Consider the following 15,761-nt stretch of genomic DNA (forward strand, 5'->3'; position numbering starts at 1 on the left):
AATTCACGATATCCGCGTGTTCTTGGTCAGCTGGTCGTAACCGCGGAAAAGCCCGACCAGCACAAATCCTGCCGTAATGTGCCACACGCCCCAAAGCGCGGTTACGGCAACGGCACCGCCTACACCACCAAATTGCGACAACAGGAGCAAGAGCCCCAGCCCGGCATTCTGTATCCCAACCTCGAAGGTCAGCGAACGCACCTTGGGCCCCGCCAGCCTCATCGCCACAGCGGCGAGAGCCCCGGCAGCAAAGGCGACTGCATTATGCGTCATGACCAGCGGAATGAGATTGTGGTCCGGTGAAAACAGGACATCGCGATTGGTATAGCCACCGACCAGGATCAGCCCGACCAGGATGGAAAAGGCAACCGGCGTCAGATAGCGCTTCATCACTGCCGCCAAATCCGTTTTCCAGTGCGCCAGCGACATGCCGCACACCAGTGGCAGGGCAAGCAGGCCCGCGGTCTGCACCAGGAAGATCGTCGGGTCGACATCAAGCGTATCGACCAGGGCGGAGGTGGGGCCGTATTGATTCGCCCAGAACAGGATTGAGACCGGGGTAACCAGCGCGGCAGAGACGCTGGAAATGGCGGTCAGGGAGACTGAATAGGCGGTATCACCGCGCGAAAAGAGTGTCAGCGCGTTGGAAACATTTCCGCCCGGACAACTGGCGACGACGATCATGCCGAGCGCGACGCCGGGCGCCGGGTTGAGCATCATGATCAGCCCGAGCGTCAGGAGCGGCAAGCCAAGGACCTGGGCCGCCACGCCGCCGGCAACCGCCCCGGGCTCTTTCTTCAAGTCGATGAAATCCTGAATCTTTAGACCGAGCGCCACGGTGAACATCATCACCATGAGGCTGACGGACATGATCAGCTGGAATGTGGGGCTCAGCTCAACCGTGAGCGTGTCTACCCCTGAGCCATCAAGCAAGTCCTCTCCCCCGGAAACCAACCGTAAACTTTGTCGATATTTTTATCGTTTCTCTCACCGTCACATCTGGTATCGGCATAAGATCATTTTTGGGTCGCATTAATTTCACAACCCTGTATCTTTACTGCACGTGACGGACCAACCTGCAAGCTGTTTGTCACCTCACTTTCGTGCGGGGAAGGGAGTGCTCGGGTAGGCTGCTTTTAGGAGCGGCTTGATTCGAACTTTTTGGAGGAGCGGCGTATCAACGCCTTAGTCTTTGGGGGACTATTGGTATGGGACGGAAACGTTTCGATGAAATGCCTTGCGCTATCGCGCAAACACTCAATCAAGTCGGCGATTGGTGGACACTGTTGATCGTAAGAGACGCTATGAAAGGTGCCCGTCGTTTCAGTGATTTCCACGAAAGTACCGGCATTGCGAAGAACATTCTCACGGACCGGCTCAACAAGCTGGTCGAAAACGGGATCATGACCCGCGAGGAAGTCGGCGTTCGTGGCCAGCGTCAGGAATACGTCCTGACCGACCGTGGTGAAGCGCTGTTCCCGATCCTGATCGCCATGCAGCAGTGGGGCGACCGCTGGATCTACGGAAATGAATCCCTGCCCTGCGTTCTTTATGACAAGCGCAACGGCCAGGAACTTTCCCCGGTCGCAGTTGCCAATGAGAGCGGCGACGAAGTGACCCATCACTTCCTCGGAATGCGCGACTGCGGACAGGATGAGATGCTGGAAACCGGCTAGTCCGGTCTCACATCAACTCCAAACAAGGCCGGGCGAGTTTCGCACCGGCCTTTTCTTTCGCCTGAGAGGCGACACCGGACCCTCCATATATTGTTTCACGCGAGTAAGCCCGCTAACATAAACGCGGCGCACACGCAGCGTGGATGCCTATCCGTTCGGGCTGCGGCAATTTGAAATCCATCTTTCAACTCGCCATGCGACAAAGGGGAGACCACACATGATTTTGACAACACTCGCGATGAGCACAGCCCTGCTGCAGGCAGATGCCAGCGCCCTGCTCGAAAATGCCCTGCAGGTTTCCAGCTCCCAGGGCAGCTATGTCACCTATTTCAACCCGGACGGCACCTATACGACCAATGTCGGCATTTCAGGCACCTGGGAGATCCGGGGCGCTGAAATCTGCGTGGTCCGTTCGACCGGCGAAAGCGGCTGCGCGCCGCTACAGGACGGTGTCAGCCTCGGCGACAGCTGGGAAGGCACCAATGCCGCGACCGGCGAGACCGTGACCTATACGATCGTGGCCCGCGACAGCTAGCCTTCGCGTCAGGAACAAACGAAAGCCACCGGTTTCTGCCGGTGGCTTTTTCTGTGGGCGCAGCTTGCGTTCCAAGGTTGCTTTCCTGAGCCGAGCCGGATCGCGTGCTTCAATGACCGTGGTGCAGCCCCTGATATCTCAAGATAGACCGTCACCACGCCTGGTCGGCGGCGGCTGCGGCCGCCGCCCGATCCCGCATTATTCGCCGAAGGAGCCGGCCGGCCCCGGGAAGACAACGGGCGTTTCCGAACCATCATGCGCCACGGCTGACACACCGAAATAATAGTTGTCGATCACAACATTCTCGAGCGTGAACTCGTCGGTCCGCCCGACAAAACGGCTGTGTGTCCATTGCGGCGCATCTGTCAGACGCCAGTGCACGCGGTAACCTGCGAGGTTCTCGGCGGCGCGGCCGTCTGCCAGGGTCCATCGGATATGGGTGGACGGTTGAACCGCCCCCGCGATCTCGACATTCGCCGGGATGGGCGGGGCGCCCGCAATCTGCGCCATTACAGCGACATTGAGCGAGGTCAGCTTGGCAGCGAAATCGAAATCCACCCCGTCGATCGTATCACCGTAAACGCGACCATCCTCGGTCCGCAAATCCTGGTGCTGGCGATCATAATGCTCATTCGTTTCCATGATACGCACGCCCGGCATGCCCGCCTCGTTGAACGGGCGGTGATGGCCACCGCGGCGGAAACGATCGAGGCGATAGACCATCATCACATCCAGATTGGGAATGTACTGATCCGCTGTCCGGTCAACCATGCGTGCGAGATTGCGCGATGGGCTGTCCACCTCACCGCCGGTGAAGCGGCGCAGACGCGCTTCTTCCGGTGTTTCAGTGGCGCGCGTTCCTTCAGAAAAGACGCGGGCCGTGGTGTTATTGGTGACGCCATTGATACCGGTGATATTGCCGATCATGTCATTGTTCAGCACGGCCTTGATGCGCCAGCCATTATCCAGCGCGTGACTGGCGACAATGCCGCCGCCAAAGAGGCCCTGCTCCTCGCCAGACAGCCCGGCATAGGCGATCGTACCGGCGAACTGGTGCTGTGAAAGTACCCGCGCAGCCTCGATGACGCCGGCCATGCCAGAAGCATTGTCATTGGCGCCCGGACTGTCCGATGTGCCGTCCAGCGGATCGGTGACACGACTGTCGATATCGCCGGACATCACCACCATGCGATCCGGATCCAACGAACCGCGCTGGATGGCGATCACATTGACGATCTCGGTCGGCTCGGGAATACGCGGCTGGCCAAAGGTCGTGCCGGACACATACATGACCTCCAGACACCCGCCACAATCCGCAGAAATCCGCTCGAACTCGTCGAAGATCCAGCGGCGGGCCGCACCGATCCCGCGCGTGTCGCTCTCGGTTTCTGACAGGGTGTGACGCGTGCCAAACTCCGCCAGTGTCCGGATATCGGCTTCAATCCGGTCAGCTGAGACCGCGGCCACATAATCATGCACGGCCAGCACTTCCGATGGCGGTGCGTGCTGCGCTGACACCGGCGATGCCAGCAATGCCAGGCCGGACAATAGACTGATGGACTTGATCATTTCTTGCTCCCCAAACTCTTCCCATCAGGATAGTGCGGCAAGAGCCTGTGGCAACTCACGAAGGCGCAAACAAAAAATCGCCGCCCCTGTCGAGGAGCGGCGATTGAATTCATCATTGAACACTCAGTCCAGCTCAGGGCTTCAGAACGACCTTGCCAATCGCGCGACGCTCGGAAAGCTCGGAAAATGCGGCGAGGAACTCATCGAGGGAATACTGCGCGGCGACATGGGGCTTGATCTGACCCTTTTCAAAGAAATCAAACAGCTCCGACATGTTCTGATAGTGCCCCTTTGGGTCACGCATCGCCCACGCCCCCCAGAAGACACCGACCGCGGACGCGCCCTTGAGGAGCGGCAAATTCAGCGGGAGCTTCGGGATTGGACCCGAGGCAAATCCGATCACCAGATGACGGCCCTCCCAGCCAATCGCGCGGAAGGCCGCTTCGGCCAGCTCTCCGCCGACCGGGTCGTAGATCACGTCCACACCTTGCCCGCCGGTCAGCTCCTTGGCCCGCGCCTTCAGGTCTTCGGTGGTGTAATTGATGCCTTCATCGGCGCCGTGCTCGCGGGCGACAGCCAGCTTCTCGTCGGTCGAAGCCGCCGCGATGACCTTCGCACCCATCGCCTTGGCCAGTTCAACCGTCGCCAGGCCGACACCACCAGCCGCGCCCAGCACAAGCACGGTCTCGCCCGGCTGAAGTTTCGCGCGCTGTTTCAAGGCGTAATAAGACGTCGCGTAAACCACCGTCAGGCCGGCCGCCTCTTCGAACGACATGCTGTCCGGGATTTTGACAAAGGTTCCGGCTGGCGAGGCCACCTTGGACGCAAAGGCGCCGGTCAGGCCGTTGAAACAGACCCGGTCGCCGACGGCAAAACCGTCAAGCCCGTTGCCCAGCTCGGAGATCACGCCCGCGCCCTCACCGCCCGGCACGAAGGGCAGTGGCGGTTTGAACTGGTAATCTCCGCGGACGCACAGCAGGTCGGGAAAGTTCAGACCGGCCGCCTTGACGTCAATCAGGGCGTGGTTTTCCGGTACCGCCGGATCGTCAATCTCTTCAACCTTCAGATTAGATTCCGGTCCGAATTCACGGCAGTAAAGCGCTTTCATGTCCGCCCCCCTATACGACTTCGAACAGGCCGGCAGCACCCATGCCGCCACCGACGCACATGGTCACCACGACGTATTTCACGCCCCGGCGCTTGCCTTCGATCAGCGCGTGGCCGACCAGGCGTGCGCCCGACATGCCATAGGGGTGGCCCACGGAAATCGCGCCGCCGTTTACATTGAGGTTTTCATTGGGAATGCCCAGCGTGTCGCGACAATGCAGAACCTGCACGGCAAACGCCTCATTGAGCTCCCACAGGCCGATATCATCCATCGTCAGGCCATTGGCCTTGAGCAGTTTCGGAACGGCATGAATAGGGCCGATACCCATCTCGTCCGGGTCCAGACCGGCAGCGGCCATGCCGCGATAGATGCCAAGCGGTTCCAGCCCGCGGCGCTCGGCTTCCCGCGCCTCCATCAAGACGGACGCGGATGCGCCGTCTGAAAGCTGGGACGCATTGCCGGCCGTGATGAAACGGCCTTCCTTGATCACCTGGCCATCCTTGAACACCGGGTTGAGACCGGCAAGGTTTTCAGCCGATGTTCCCGGGCGATTGCCTTCATCCTTCTCCAGCGTCACCTCGACATCGGAAACTTCCTTGGTCTCCTTGTTGAAGAATTTCATGACGGACGACAGCGGGACAATCTCGTCGTCGAACTTGCCAGCCTGCTGTGCCGCATGCGTACGATCCTGCGACTGGGCCGCGTATTCGTCCTGCGCCTCGCGGGAAACGCCATAGCGGTCCGCCACGATCTCTGCGGTTTCCAGCATGGACATGTAGAGGGCCGGCTGATGTTCCAGCGTCCACTCGTCCGCGGCGCGGAAATTGTTCATCTTGTCGTTCTGGACCAGGGAGATGCTCTCCAGCCCGCCGCCGACCGTAACGGTCATGCCATCGGAGATGATCTGCTTGGCCGCCGTCGCGATCGCCATCATGCCGGACGCGCATTGCCGATCCATCGACATGCCGGAAACAGAGGTTGGCAGGCCCGCACGGATGGCACAGTTGCGCCCCGGATTGCGGCCGGTCGAGCCCTGCTGCATCGCACAGCCCATAATCACATCATCAATCTCGGCCGGATCCACGCCGGCACGTTCGACCGCATGTTTGATGGCATGTCCGCCCAGGGCCGGACCGGAGGTGTCGTTGAATGCGCCCCGATAGGCCTTGCCGATCGGTGTCCGCGCCGTTGATACAATCACTGCCTCACGCATAGCTCTCTCCTCTAACCCTTGCTTCTGTAATTGACGATTTGCTGTGTGGTCGCCATCAGGCGCCCATCCCGGCTCCACATCCGGGCGTGTTGATCAAAAAATCCGCTGCCGCCGCGTGCACCTGTCGCCTCGACCAACATGTAGTCGGTGCCGACCGCGGCATAATCCTCAGCGGTGGCGTGCAGATAGACCGTCATCGAGACCGTCGCGATCATGTCAGGCTTGTTGGTGATGTAGAACAGGCGCGGCGTCGGCGTATCGGCCAGTGCAACCAGGCTGACGGCATCCAGCGGGCGGTCCGGGTCCAGCCGCACCCAAGCGGTCGAGCGCGTGTCCTTGCTGCCCTGGAATGGCGGATTGCCGGCTCCGCGCATTTCCACCGTCTTGGTCCATTCCATAGGAAGGGGGAAACGGTCACAGTCTTCCGGCGGCGGCGCGTCCGGGCGCTCACCCTCCTGCCAGCTCACGGTTTCACGCGGTTTAGCCAGAATGCCCATCGCCTTGTTGGCGGGTGTCTCGGCCCCATCTGCGGTCAGTGTGGCCGTCCAGAACTGGGTATTGCGCCCGGCCCGATCACATCGGGCGTCCAGTGTTATCGGCCCCTCATTGATACCCAACAGGAAGTCCGTCGTCAGCGAGACGAGTTGCAGGTCCGGCGTCCCCGCCTCGATAATGCTCTTGGCCAAAATCGCCGCAGACCAGCCCCCATAGGGGCCGATCATGTTGCGAAACCCGGGATGCGCCGCGCCAGAGAAGGTGGCTGCCCCCTCTTCTTGCGTGCGCGCCTCTAGCTGGGTGGCCTCGTCAAAGAGATGCATGAGTCAGCCTAGCTTTACGCCCAGCGCCGCCGCAGCCTTGCCCAGGAATTTGATGCCCTGTTCGCCGCCCTGCTGGAATTCCTTCTGGGCGCTGGTATCGAGGATGGCGTCGAAATTTGCCGCAATGTCTTCCGGCGTCTGGCGCTCTGGCGGCAGGTAGATGCCATCGGTCTCGTAAATTTTAGAGGCGGCATATCCACCTGCCCCCGCTGCGAGCACAACCCGGGACGGCGCATCTTCACTCACCAGATAACCAAGCCCGGCCGAAACGGCTTCCGGTGTGAGCATTTCCAGCGCTTGCTGCGGCATCAGGTTTTCTGTCATTCGCGTCGCCGCGACCGGCGCCAGTGCATTGACCCGGATATTGTATTTCGCCCCTTCCAGATGCAGCACGTTCATGAAGCCGACCAACCCCATCTTGGCCGCACCGTAATTGGACTGACCGAAATTGCCGTAAATGCCTGAAGAAGACGATGTCATGGCGATGCGGCCATAACCGGCCTCGCGCATCAGCTCCCAGACCGCCTTGGTGCACACCATCGAGCCCATCAGGTGAACGTCAACGACAGCCTGAAAATCCTCGACGCTCATCTTGGCAAAACTTTTGTCGCGCAGAATGCCGGCATTGTTGACCAGAATGTCGACCTTGCCCCATTCGCGCACCGTCTGCTGGACCATGTCCTCGACTTCATCCGCCCGGGTGACATTGGCGCGGTGGGACAGAGCCTCGCCGCCTGCATCGCGGATTTCCTGGGCGACATCCTCTGCTGCGGAACCGGAACCTGTACCGTCTACGGACCCGCCCAGATCATTGACCATGACCCTGGCACCGCGAGAAGCGAGCAGTTTGGCGTGAGAACGGCCCAGGCCGTGGCCTGCTCCGGTGATGATGGCAACACGGCCATCAAATCGAATATCGTTCATGGGGAGGAACTTTCTGTATTCAGGAGACGATCTGAAGGGTCAGCCACTGGGCGATCAGCGCCGGCTTGTCCTGGCCTTCGATTTCTACGGTAACGCCGTAGGTCAGCATCCACTGGCCCGGCTGCCGCTCAACCGCATTATCCAGAACGAAGCGGCCGCGCACCTTGCTGCCCGAACGGACGGGTTGAAGGAAACGGACTTTCTCGAAGCCGTAATTGATGCCCATGGCGATGCCTTCGAGCGAGAAGCCCAGATCCATGGCCATCGGCGACAAGAGAGACAGCGACAGGAATCCGTGCGCAATGGTGCCACCAAAGGGCGTTTCCGCCTTGGCGCGCTCGGGGTCGATATGGATGAATTGCGGATCTTCAGTGACATTGGCAAACACATCGATGCGCTGTTGGTCAACTTCGATCCAGCGGGAGACGCCAATCTCCTTGCCGATCATGCCTTTGACGTCACTCGGTGAAACCGTGATCATTCTGCTGACACTCCTTCCGGCAACAACATCTTGCGAAGGCCCGGCTTGTCGACCTTGCCAGTACCGCCACGCGGTAGCGGAGCGTCAAGACGCCAGTATTTCTCTGGTCGCTTGAAGGCCGCCAGATGGGGTTCGATAAAGGCCGTGATCTCTTCATCTGAGAGCTCCGCACCCTCACGCAGCAGGATCGCGGCCCCGACGCACTCGCCCAGACGCTCGTCCGGAATTCCGATAACACCGGCCTCGATGATATCCGGATGCGCCACCAGGGCTCCTTCGACCTCCAGGCAGCTGACGTTTTCGCCACCGCGCAGGATCATGTCCTTGATGCGGTCAACGATGAAAAGGAAACCCTCTTCGTCTATCACGCCCACATCGCCGGTCCGGAACCAGCCGTCCTCGGTCAGGACATCCGCCGTCGCTTCAGGCTGGTTAAGGTAGCCGCGGAACAGGATCGGTCCCTTGATCCACACCTCACCGGGCTCATTGGGATCAGCGGTCGAGCCGTCCTCGCGCACGGTCTTGATGTCGATCACCGCAGGAACCGCTCGACCGCAACTGCCGGGACGGCCCTGATAGTCATTGGTGCCGTTATAGGCACCGATCGCATTGGTTTCGGTCAGGCCATAACCCGTCGACGACCAGGCATGCGGGAATTGCTCATTGAGTTTGTCCACATGGGCAGTCGGGCGCTTTGCGCCGCCAACACCCATATCCATGAGGCTTTCCAGCTCGCGGCCCTGGCGCGCGGCCTCCAACGTGATCTCGTGCGACATGGTCGGAACACCGACCACATTAGTGATCTTTTCCTCGTCAATGAGGTCCACGGCATCCTCGGGATCCCATTTGCGCATCAGCACCATTTTGCGGCCGGAGATAAAGGACATCATCATGACGGCATGGGATCCCGTGCAGTGGAAAAACGGCACTGCTACGAGCACCGCCGGGTTGTCGCCGAAGAAATCCTCATCGCCGTTGACGGCCTTCAGCGCCGCACCGATCAGCCCGTAGGACATCAGCGCATTCACCGCACCGCGGTGCGTCAGGACAGCGCCCTTGGGTGATCCGGTCGAGCCGGACGTGTAGAAAATCGCAAAATCACTGTCGGTATCGATCGTCAGTTCCGGCGGCGGCTTGCCCGCACCGTCCTCGATAAGCGCTTCAAGGTGATCCGCGACACCCTCGACCTCGCCGCGCCCGGCGATGATGGTCAGACCCAGTCTGTCCACATGGGGCTGAATGCGCTCGGCCTGGCGGAAACCGGCGATGACCAGCTTGGCGCCTGAGTCCTCAAGTCCAAACCCCATCTCCTCTGACGTCCACCAGCCATTCATCGGCACGACCACACCGCCCGCGGCAAGGATGCCGAAGAAGGCTGCAATCCATTCCGGTGAATTGCGCATCGCCAGGGCCACACGTGTTCCCGGCGTTACCCCGTGACGCGAAATGAGGCCGTTAGCGATGGCGACCGCCTTGCCGATCAGCTCGCCATAGGTCCAGCGCTGGTCCTCGAAGACCACCGCTTCGCGCTCGGCATGTTCCAGGGCAGCAACCAGCAGGAAACGCAGATCAGCCGGGGCATCGACATAGGCGCGCTGCTTGACGCCGCGGATATCGACCTCGCCCAGCTTGAACATCGGCTCGTTCTGCAGAATGTGCATCACGACCGGCTCGAGTTCGGCCCGGGTGGGAGCGGGTTTACGTTCGGCCATCTAGCCCTCCAGAGCCTCGTTGACGTAGCGTTTGAGTTCCTTGCGCCCGATGACCATGCGGTGTACGGCGTCCGGGCCGTCTGCGAAGCGAAGCGTGCGCAGAGCCATCCACATGCCGGCCAGCGGCGTGTCCTGGGACACACCGGTCCCGCCGTGCATCTGCATGGCCTCGTCGACCGTCTCCAGTGCGACACGCGGCGCAATGACCTTGATCTGGGAAATCCATGGTGCAGCGGCGCGCGGATCGCCCTGGTCCATCATCCAGGCGGCCTTCAGGCACAACAGCCGGGCCTGTTCGATCGCCATGCGACGTTCGGCGATGATGTCGACATTCGCGCCGAGTTTCGCCAGTGGCTTGCCGAAGGCCTGCCGGGTGACGGAGCGACGGCACAGCATTTCCAGCGCCCGCTCGGACTGGCCGATGGCGCGCATGCAGTGGTGAATACGACCCGGCCCAAGGCGACCCTGGGAGATCTCGAAACCCTTGCCGCGTCCCAGGATGATGGCATCCTTGGGAATGCGCACATTGGTGAAACGGATATGCATGTGGCCGTGTGGCGCGTCGTCCTGGCCGAAGACCATCATCGGGCGCAGGATCTCGATGCCCGGTGTCGACGCGTCGACAAGGAATTGCGAATGCTGGCCATGACGCCCTGCATCCTCACCCTCGGTTTTCGCCATCAGCACATAGACAGAGCAGCGCGGGTCGCCAGCACCGGACGCCCAGTATTTCTCGCCGTTGAGCACCCATTCATCACCATCGAGCACCGCTGAGAACGAGATATTGGTCGCGTCGGACGAGGCCACGTCGGGTTCGGTCATCAGATAGGCCGAACGGATCTTGCCCTCGAGCAGACCATCCAGCCATTTTGCCTTCTGCTCTGCCGTACAATAGCGCTCGATCACTTCCATATTGCCGGTGTCCGGCGCGGCGCAGTTGAAGATTTCAGGAGCCAGGAAAGACCAGCCCATCTCCTCCGCCAGATAAGCGTATTCAACGGTGGACAGGCCATAACCACGGTCACTGTCGGTCAGCCAGAAATTCCACAGGCCGCGCTCGCGCGCCTTGGCCTTGAGGTTTTCACGGATCTCGTTCTGACGGTCGGTAAACTGGAAGCGGTCACCGCCCGGGGCCTTGCCGACCTCGTGATGGTATTCCTCTTCGAGTGGCATGATTTCGTCGCGCACCATGGCACGGACCTGATCGATCAGCGGTTTGACGCGCTCGGAAACTCCAAGATCCATCTCTCTCCCCTTTGTCTCTCGCTTTTTGTGTTGATTACAGCCTAGACGGGTCTGCCGCGTGAGCCCACCATCATACGGCGAAATTTGCGCATGCCCCCCAGCCAGCGATCGCGCTGGGTCGCTCGCAGGGCTTCATATTCGGCGACCTGCGGGTGCGGCAGGGCCAGGAAGCGCTTATCCTCGATAGCCTTGAGCGTCTCAGCAGCGACATCCTCCGGCTCGACTATGCCGTCGGCGCCGGCAATTCCGCCATCCTCGCTGCCCCCCAGCATGTCCGTGCGGACGGCCTGGGGGCAAACGCAGACGACTTGCAGACCTTCATCGCCATGCGCGATTGACAGGCTCTCTGCAAACGAGACCGCCGCGTGTTTGGTTGCCGTATAGGAGGAGGCACCGATCTGGCCCAGCAGGCCCGCTGCGGAGGCCACGAGGATAAAGACACCCGCGCCCTTCTCCTTCATGCCCGGCCAGACCTGGCGGGCACCGTGAACAGCGCCCATCACATTAACCTCGAAACTGTCGCGCCAAGCCTGGTCAGACGCACCGGCCGCATCCCAACTGGGTTCGTCCGTGCGCAGGATACCCGCATTGGACACGTAGACATCGATGGTGCCGAGCGCGGCTTCAGTCTGTTTGACGAATTCCGCGATCTGCATCTCGTGGGTGACGTCGACGCGCATGCCAAAGCCGTCATAGGCCTTGGCCGCCTCTTCGGCACCCTGGAGATCGGCGATGGCGATTTTTGCTCCCGCTTTGTGGAAGGCATCGGCCATGGCACGACCGATCCCCCTTGCTCCACCTGTGACCGCAACAACCTTGCCGGAATAGTCCATTCGGGCCTCCCTCGCCTGAGCGATCTAGTAGTTCCGCATCCTCGCGAACTTGTCCGTGTGATAATTGGCATCGCCGAACAGGGCTTCTGCCACGCGAACACGCTTGATGAAGAAGCCGATATCGTACTCATCCGTCATGCCGATACCGCCATGCATCTGGATGGATTCCTGGGCGGCGAGCTGGGCAACCTGGCCCATTTTCGACTTGGCTGCAGAGACCATCATCGCTGCGTGATCCGGCGCCATGTCCAGCGTCTGAAGTGTTTTCAGAACGATCGACTTGCCCAGTTCGATTTCCGAATAGAGGTGCGCCGCCCGATGCTGTAGACCTTGATAGGTGCCGATAATCTGGCCGAACTGCTTGCGCTCCTTCAGATATTCCACCGTCTGGTACAGACATTCCTGGGCTGAGCCGGACATCTCCGCGGACAAACCCGCGCGGCCGGCATCGAGAATGCTCTCCAGCGGCTTGTAGCCGCCATCAACTTCGCCCAGCAGCGCGTCAGCATCCAGCTCAACACCATCCATCTCGATACGCGCGGAATTACGACTGTCGACCATGGATGTGCGCTCGATCTTCAGACCGGCCGCGTCCTGCGGCACCAGGAACAGCGACACGCCCTCTTCCTCTGCATCTCCGCCAGCGGTACGCGCAGAGACAATCAGCATGTCCGCGATATGACCTTCCGCCACGAAGCTCTTGGCACCCGTCAGTTTGAAACCATTGCCGGACCGTTCCGCCTTGGTCGTTACATTGACCGGATTGTGTTTGCGGCCCTCGTCAACAGCGACGGCGGTGATGGCCTCTCCCGCAGCGATACGCGGCAACCATTCGCCTTTCTGGGCGTCAGAACCGAAACGAGACAGCGCCGTCGCGCCCATTATAGCCGTCGAGAGATAGGGAGACGCCGTCAGCGTGCGCCCCATTTCCTCTGCGATCACACCGGCAGCGACATGGCCCATGGCAACGCCGCCATGTTCCTCGGGCACCAGCACGCTGGTCCAGCCCATCTCCGCCATCGCCTTCCATGTCGAGCGATCGAAACCGTCTGCACTTTCCTCATCGCGCAACCTGCGCAGCTGGCTCACCGGAGCGCTGTCAGCCAGGAATCCCTTGGCCGCATCTTTCAGCATGCCGGCTTCTTCGCTTAGGACCATTGCCATGATCAAATCCTCCCAGAGCGCGGCTTAAGCCGTCGGCAAGTTCAAGATGCGTTTTGAAATAATGTTGAGCTGGACCTCGGAGGTGCCGCCCTCGATGGAGTTCGCCTTGGTCCTCAGCCAATGGCTCGCCACATCACGCTCGGCGCCCCACGCCAGGCCGTCGCTGCCGGAACTGTCCATCATCAGTTCGAAACGGCGCTTGTTGAGCTCCGTTCCGTAGTATTTGAGCATGGAGGAATTGGCGCCCACGCCCTGGCCGGACTTGGCCTCGTCGGTCACACGTTCCATCGTTGCGAGGAAAGCGAGACCATCGATCTCGGCGCGCGCCACATCGGTACGCAGGATAGGGTCTGCCAGCATGCCGCGATCATCCAGGCCGATCTGCTGTGCTGCGATATCGCCCATCGGACGCATGCCACCGGAGCCCTGCCCCATGCCACCGATCATCTCGCGCTCATGCGTGAGCAGGTATTTGGCAATGGTCCAGCCCTTGTTCTTCTCGCCAACAAGATTGTGTTTCTCGCAGCGCGCATCATCAAAGAAGGTCTCACAGAAAGGCGATTTGCCGGAGATCAGCTTGATCGGCTTGGTGGTCACGCCAGCCTGACTCATATCAATCAGGACGAAGCTGATGCCTTCGTGTTTCTTGGCGTCGAAATCCGTGCGCACCAGCACAAAGATCCAGTCGCTTTCATCCGCATAGGACGTCCAGATCTTCTGGCCATTGACCAGGTAGTGATCGCCCTGGTCCTCGCACTTGGTCATCAGCGAGGCGAGATCGGAACCGGCATTGGGTTCGGAATAGCCCTGGGCCCAGCGGATCTCGCCACGGGCGATCTTGGGCAGATGCTCCAATTTCTGCTCTTCGTTGCCGAATTTGAGCAAGGCCGGCCCAAGCATCCAGATACCGAAAGAGTTGAGCGGTGAGCGCGCCTTTATGGCCTTCATTTCGGCCTTGAGGATCTTCGCCTCTTCCTTTGACAGGCCAGCACCACCGTATTCGACCGGCCATTCGGGCACGGTCCAGCCTTTTTCGGCCATGCGCTGAAGCCAGACCCTCTGGGCTTCGCTCTTGAACTCCCAGCGTTTTCCGCCCCAGCAGATATCGCCTTCCGAGCCTAGCGGCTGGCGCATTTCCTCAGGACAATTGGCTTCCAGCCACGCACGGGTTTCCGCGCGGAAGGTTTCCAGGTCAGACATGTCTCTCCCCTTATCGGCCGTGATCGGCACAGTGACGTTTACGCACACGTCAACTCGTTACGTGGAGCTCTCCCGGCTCCAACTGGCGTCCCGTAAACCGGGATCAGTTGAATTGAGGCGCGATTTCGAGGTTTTTGGCAAGCCCCAGACGTCGAAGAACCAGCAAAAATGTGCCGTTGTAATCTACGACGCGGTTCCAGAAGCCTTTTTTGGGCAGGTGCAGGGCGCTGCGCGGGTGTTCGTGGTGATGGTCATGCAGGGCTTCACCACCGGTCAGCAGTGCTAGCAGATAATCCACCCAGAGCGGCGTCTTGAGGTGGCCATAGACGTTCACTCCCAGCACGGTCGCATGGAACTGGATGGCACGACCAATGATCACACAGGCGTGCAGCAGAGCGGTCAGGATCAGCGAACCTCCGGACAGGGCAACAATGGCGTAGATCACGCCAGGCACCAGGAAATGCATGACCAGCGACAGGGTGATGTGAAAACGGTCACCGAACAGAACGACCTTGTTTTCCTTCAGCCACATCGGCATCGGACGCTCAAGGTCCTTCTCGTCACGGAACAGGATCCAGCCGACCCAGGCCCAGGTCTTGCTCTCGAACGGATTGTGTGGATCGCCCGGCTTGTCGGCAAAACGGTGATGCTGGGAGTGATAATTCACCCAGTCACGCAAGGAACCCTGCATGGCCAGGATGCAGTTGAACATGACAACGACCTGGGCCGGCCATTTGATTTCCCCTGCCCGGTGCTGCCAGATCCGGTGCAGCGGCCCGATCCCCATATTGCACAGGAATATGGTGAAAGCCGTTACACCAATAGCGATAGGCGCATACCACCAGTGCAGGGTCAGCCCCTCGAGAGCAAGGCCCAAAACGACCATGGTGATCAGCAGCGCCAGACCCAGCGCCGGGTAGATAAAGGCCGAGAAAGCGCTCGCCCAGTTAAGCGTCTGCCACGATTTGACGATTGCCTCGGAGCGGGCAACCACGCGAGAGGATGTATTCATTGGACGGAACTTTCTGACTTTAAATCGACCGGTCGTGTTTTCTGACTGGAAGATTTGACCCGCTTTGAGCTCGCGTCAATGAGCATGTTGAGCAGAGCGCATTTTGAAACGGAAAAGCTTACCGCTCTCTGCGGCCTGAGCGCTCTGTCCAAACAAAACTAGCGCCCAAATCTGCGCATCGAGCAATTTTTCAGAGAAAAAATCACGATTTATCGTTTCTCGGGATGGACCATCAAAACGCATTACGGTTTCGTAACCATACACTTTTGAT

At 60.2% G+C, this 15,761-nt stretch carries 16 protein-coding genes; 2 read left to right on the top strand and 14 right to left on the bottom strand.

Features of this window, described 5'->3' with window-relative positions; genetic code table 11:
• Window positions 1-3 precede the first annotated feature (3 nt).
• Entirely contained in the window at window positions 4-933 is a 930-nt protein-coding gene (locus JJ889_RS12820; protein ID WP_291895713.1) for a bile acid:sodium symporter family protein, read from the bottom strand.
• Between the two features lie 299 nt (window positions 934-1,232).
• On the opposite strand from JJ889_RS12820, the gene JJ889_RS12825 reads away from it, so the two are divergent.
• Both JJ889_RS12825 and JJ889_RS12830 read left to right on the top strand, forming a co-directional pair.
• On the top strand, window positions 1,233-1,676 hold the full coding sequence (locus JJ889_RS12825) for a helix-turn-helix domain-containing protein (RefSeq protein ID WP_291895969.1): 444 nt from the start codon (window positions 1,233-1,235) through the stop codon (window positions 1,674-1,676).
• A 217-nt stretch (window positions 1,677-1,893) separates the two neighbouring features.
• Window positions 1,894-2,211, top strand: a complete 318-nt coding sequence (locus JJ889_RS12830; protein ID WP_291895715.1) for a hypothetical protein — start codon at window positions 1,894-1,896, stop codon at window positions 2,209-2,211.
• Between the two features lie 198 nt (window positions 2,212-2,409).
• Here the strand turns inward: JJ889_RS12830 and JJ889_RS12835 are convergent, their stop codons facing one another.
• The 13 genes from JJ889_RS12835 to JJ889_RS12895 all read right to left on the bottom strand — a co-directional run bounded on the left by JJ889_RS12835 (window position 2,410) and on the right by JJ889_RS12895 (window position 15,733).
• Window positions 2,410-3,780 (bottom strand): M28 family metallopeptidase, encoded by a 1,371-nt coding sequence (locus JJ889_RS12835; RefSeq protein ID WP_291895716.1) that lies wholly within the window; start codon window positions 3,778-3,780, stop codon window positions 2,410-2,412.
• A gap of 133 nt (window positions 3,781-3,913) precedes the next feature.
• Complete coding sequence (locus JJ889_RS12840; RefSeq protein ID WP_291895719.1) at window positions 3,914-4,888, bottom strand: NADPH:quinone oxidoreductase family protein; 975 nt, start codon at window positions 4,886-4,888, stop codon at window positions 3,914-3,916.
• 10 nt (window positions 4,889-4,898) lie between these two features.
• Window positions 4,899-6,101 (bottom strand): acetyl-CoA C-acyltransferase, encoded by a 1,203-nt coding sequence (locus JJ889_RS12845; RefSeq protein ID WP_291895721.1) that lies wholly within the window; start codon window positions 6,099-6,101, stop codon window positions 4,899-4,901.
• Window positions 6,102-6,112: 11 nt separating this feature from the next.
• A complete protein-coding gene (locus JJ889_RS12850) occupies window positions 6,113-6,919 on the bottom strand; it encodes a thioesterase family protein (protein ID WP_291895723.1) in 807 nt (268 codons plus the stop codon).
• A gap of 3 nt (window positions 6,920-6,922) precedes the next feature.
• Window positions 6,923-7,843, bottom strand: a complete 921-nt coding sequence (locus JJ889_RS12855; RefSeq protein WP_291895725.1) for an SDR family NAD(P)-dependent oxidoreductase — start codon at window positions 7,841-7,843, stop codon at window positions 6,923-6,925.
• A gap of 19 nt (window positions 7,844-7,862) precedes the next feature.
• Entirely contained in the window at window positions 7,863-8,324 is a 462-nt protein-coding gene (locus JJ889_RS12860; RefSeq protein ID WP_291895727.1) for a MaoC family dehydratase, read from the bottom strand.
• Window positions 8,321-10,036, bottom strand: coding sequence for a class I adenylate-forming enzyme family protein (locus JJ889_RS12865; protein WP_291895729.1), 1,716 nt, complete (start codon window positions 10,034-10,036; stop codon window positions 8,321-8,323). The genes JJ889_RS12860 and JJ889_RS12865 overlap by 4 nt, the downstream gene beginning before the upstream one ends.
• On the bottom strand, window positions 10,037-11,281 hold the full coding sequence (locus JJ889_RS12870) for an acyl-CoA dehydrogenase family protein (RefSeq protein ID WP_291895731.1): 1,245 nt from the start codon (window positions 11,279-11,281) through the stop codon (window positions 10,037-10,039).
• A 41-nt stretch (window positions 11,282-11,322) separates the two neighbouring features.
• On the bottom strand, window positions 11,323-12,114 hold the full coding sequence (locus tag JJ889_RS12875; protein ID WP_291895734.1) for an SDR family NAD(P)-dependent oxidoreductase: 792 nt from the start codon (window positions 12,112-12,114) through the stop codon (window positions 11,323-11,325).
• A gap of 24 nt (window positions 12,115-12,138) precedes the next feature.
• Window positions 12,139-13,278, bottom strand: coding sequence for an acyl-CoA dehydrogenase family protein (locus tag JJ889_RS12880; protein ID WP_291895737.1), 1,140 nt, complete (start codon window positions 13,276-13,278; stop codon window positions 12,139-12,141).
• A gap of 24 nt (window positions 13,279-13,302) precedes the next feature.
• The gene (locus JJ889_RS12885; protein WP_291895739.1) at window positions 13,303-14,478 is read right to left on the bottom strand and encodes an acyl-CoA dehydrogenase family protein; all 1,176 of its coding nucleotides are present in this window, start codon (window positions 14,476-14,478) and stop codon (window positions 13,303-13,305) included.
• Window positions 14,479-14,581: 103 nt separating this feature from the next.
• Window positions 14,582-15,490 (bottom strand): acyl-CoA desaturase, encoded by a 909-nt coding sequence (locus JJ889_RS12890; protein ID WP_291895740.1) that lies wholly within the window; start codon window positions 15,488-15,490, stop codon window positions 14,582-14,584.
• 75 nt (window positions 15,491-15,565) lie between these two features.
• Window positions 15,566-15,733, bottom strand: coding sequence for a hypothetical protein (locus tag JJ889_RS12895; protein WP_291895741.1), 168 nt, complete (start codon window positions 15,731-15,733; stop codon window positions 15,566-15,568).
• Window positions 15,734-15,761 lie beyond the last annotated feature (28 nt).

Origin of the sequence: Maricaulis sp. (assembly GCF_017643475.1) — a bacterium.
Taxonomy (GTDB): domain Bacteria; phylum Pseudomonadota; class Alphaproteobacteria; order Caulobacterales; family Maricaulaceae; genus Maricaulis.

Excerpts from the sequence above, each read along its gene's own strand:
- JJ889_RS12865 (WP_291895729.1), bottom strand. The coding sequence starts at position 10,036 with ATGGCCGAACGTAAACCCGCTCCCACCCGGGCCGAACTCGAGCCGGTC.
- JJ889_RS12825 (WP_291895969.1), top strand. The coding sequence starts at position 1,233 with ATGCCTTGCGCTATCGCGCAAACACTCAATCAAGTCGGCGATTGGTGG.
- JJ889_RS12845 (WP_291895721.1), bottom strand. The coding sequence starts at position 6,101 with ATGCGTGAGGCAGTGATTGTATCAACGGCGCGGACACCGATCGGCAAG.
- JJ889_RS12830 (WP_291895715.1), top strand. The coding sequence starts at position 1,894 with ATGATTTTGACAACACTCGCGATGAGCACAGCCCTGCTGCAGGCAGAT.
- JJ889_RS12875 (WP_291895734.1), bottom strand. The coding sequence starts at position 12,114 with ATGGACTATTCCGGCAAGGTTGTTGCGGTCACAGGTGGAGCAAGGGGG.
- JJ889_RS12880 (WP_291895737.1), bottom strand. The coding sequence starts at position 13,278 with ATGGCAATGGTCCTAAGCGAAGAAGCCGGCATGCTGAAAGATGCGGCC.
- JJ889_RS12860 (WP_291895727.1), bottom strand. The coding sequence starts at position 8,324 with ATGATCACGGTTTCACCGAGTGACGTCAAAGGCATGATCGGCAAGGAG.
- JJ889_RS12840 (WP_291895719.1), bottom strand. The coding sequence starts at position 4,888 with ATGAAAGCGCTTTACTGCCGTGAATTCGGACCGGAATCTAATCTGAAG.
- JJ889_RS12870 (WP_291895731.1), bottom strand. The coding sequence starts at position 11,281 with ATGGATCTTGGAGTTTCCGAGCGCGTCAAACCGCTGATCGATCAGGTC.
- JJ889_RS12895 (WP_291895741.1), bottom strand. The coding sequence starts at position 15,733 with ATGCGTTTTGATGGTCCATCCCGAGAAACGATAAATCGTGATTTTTTC.
- JJ889_RS12890 (WP_291895740.1), bottom strand. The coding sequence starts at position 15,490 with ATGAATACATCCTCTCGCGTGGTTGCCCGCTCCGAGGCAATCGTCAAA.
- JJ889_RS12835 (WP_291895716.1), bottom strand. The coding sequence starts at position 3,780 with ATGATCAAGTCCATCAGTCTATTGTCCGGCCTGGCATTGCTGGCATCG.
- JJ889_RS12855 (WP_291895725.1), bottom strand. The coding sequence starts at position 7,843 with ATGAACGATATTCGATTTGATGGCCGTGTTGCCATCATCACCGGAGCA.
- JJ889_RS12850 (WP_291895723.1), bottom strand. The coding sequence starts at position 6,919 with ATGCATCTCTTTGACGAGGCCACCCAGCTAGAGGCGCGCACGCAAGAA.
- JJ889_RS12885 (WP_291895739.1), bottom strand. The coding sequence starts at position 14,478 with ATGTCTGACCTGGAAACCTTCCGCGCGGAAACCCGTGCGTGGCTGGAA.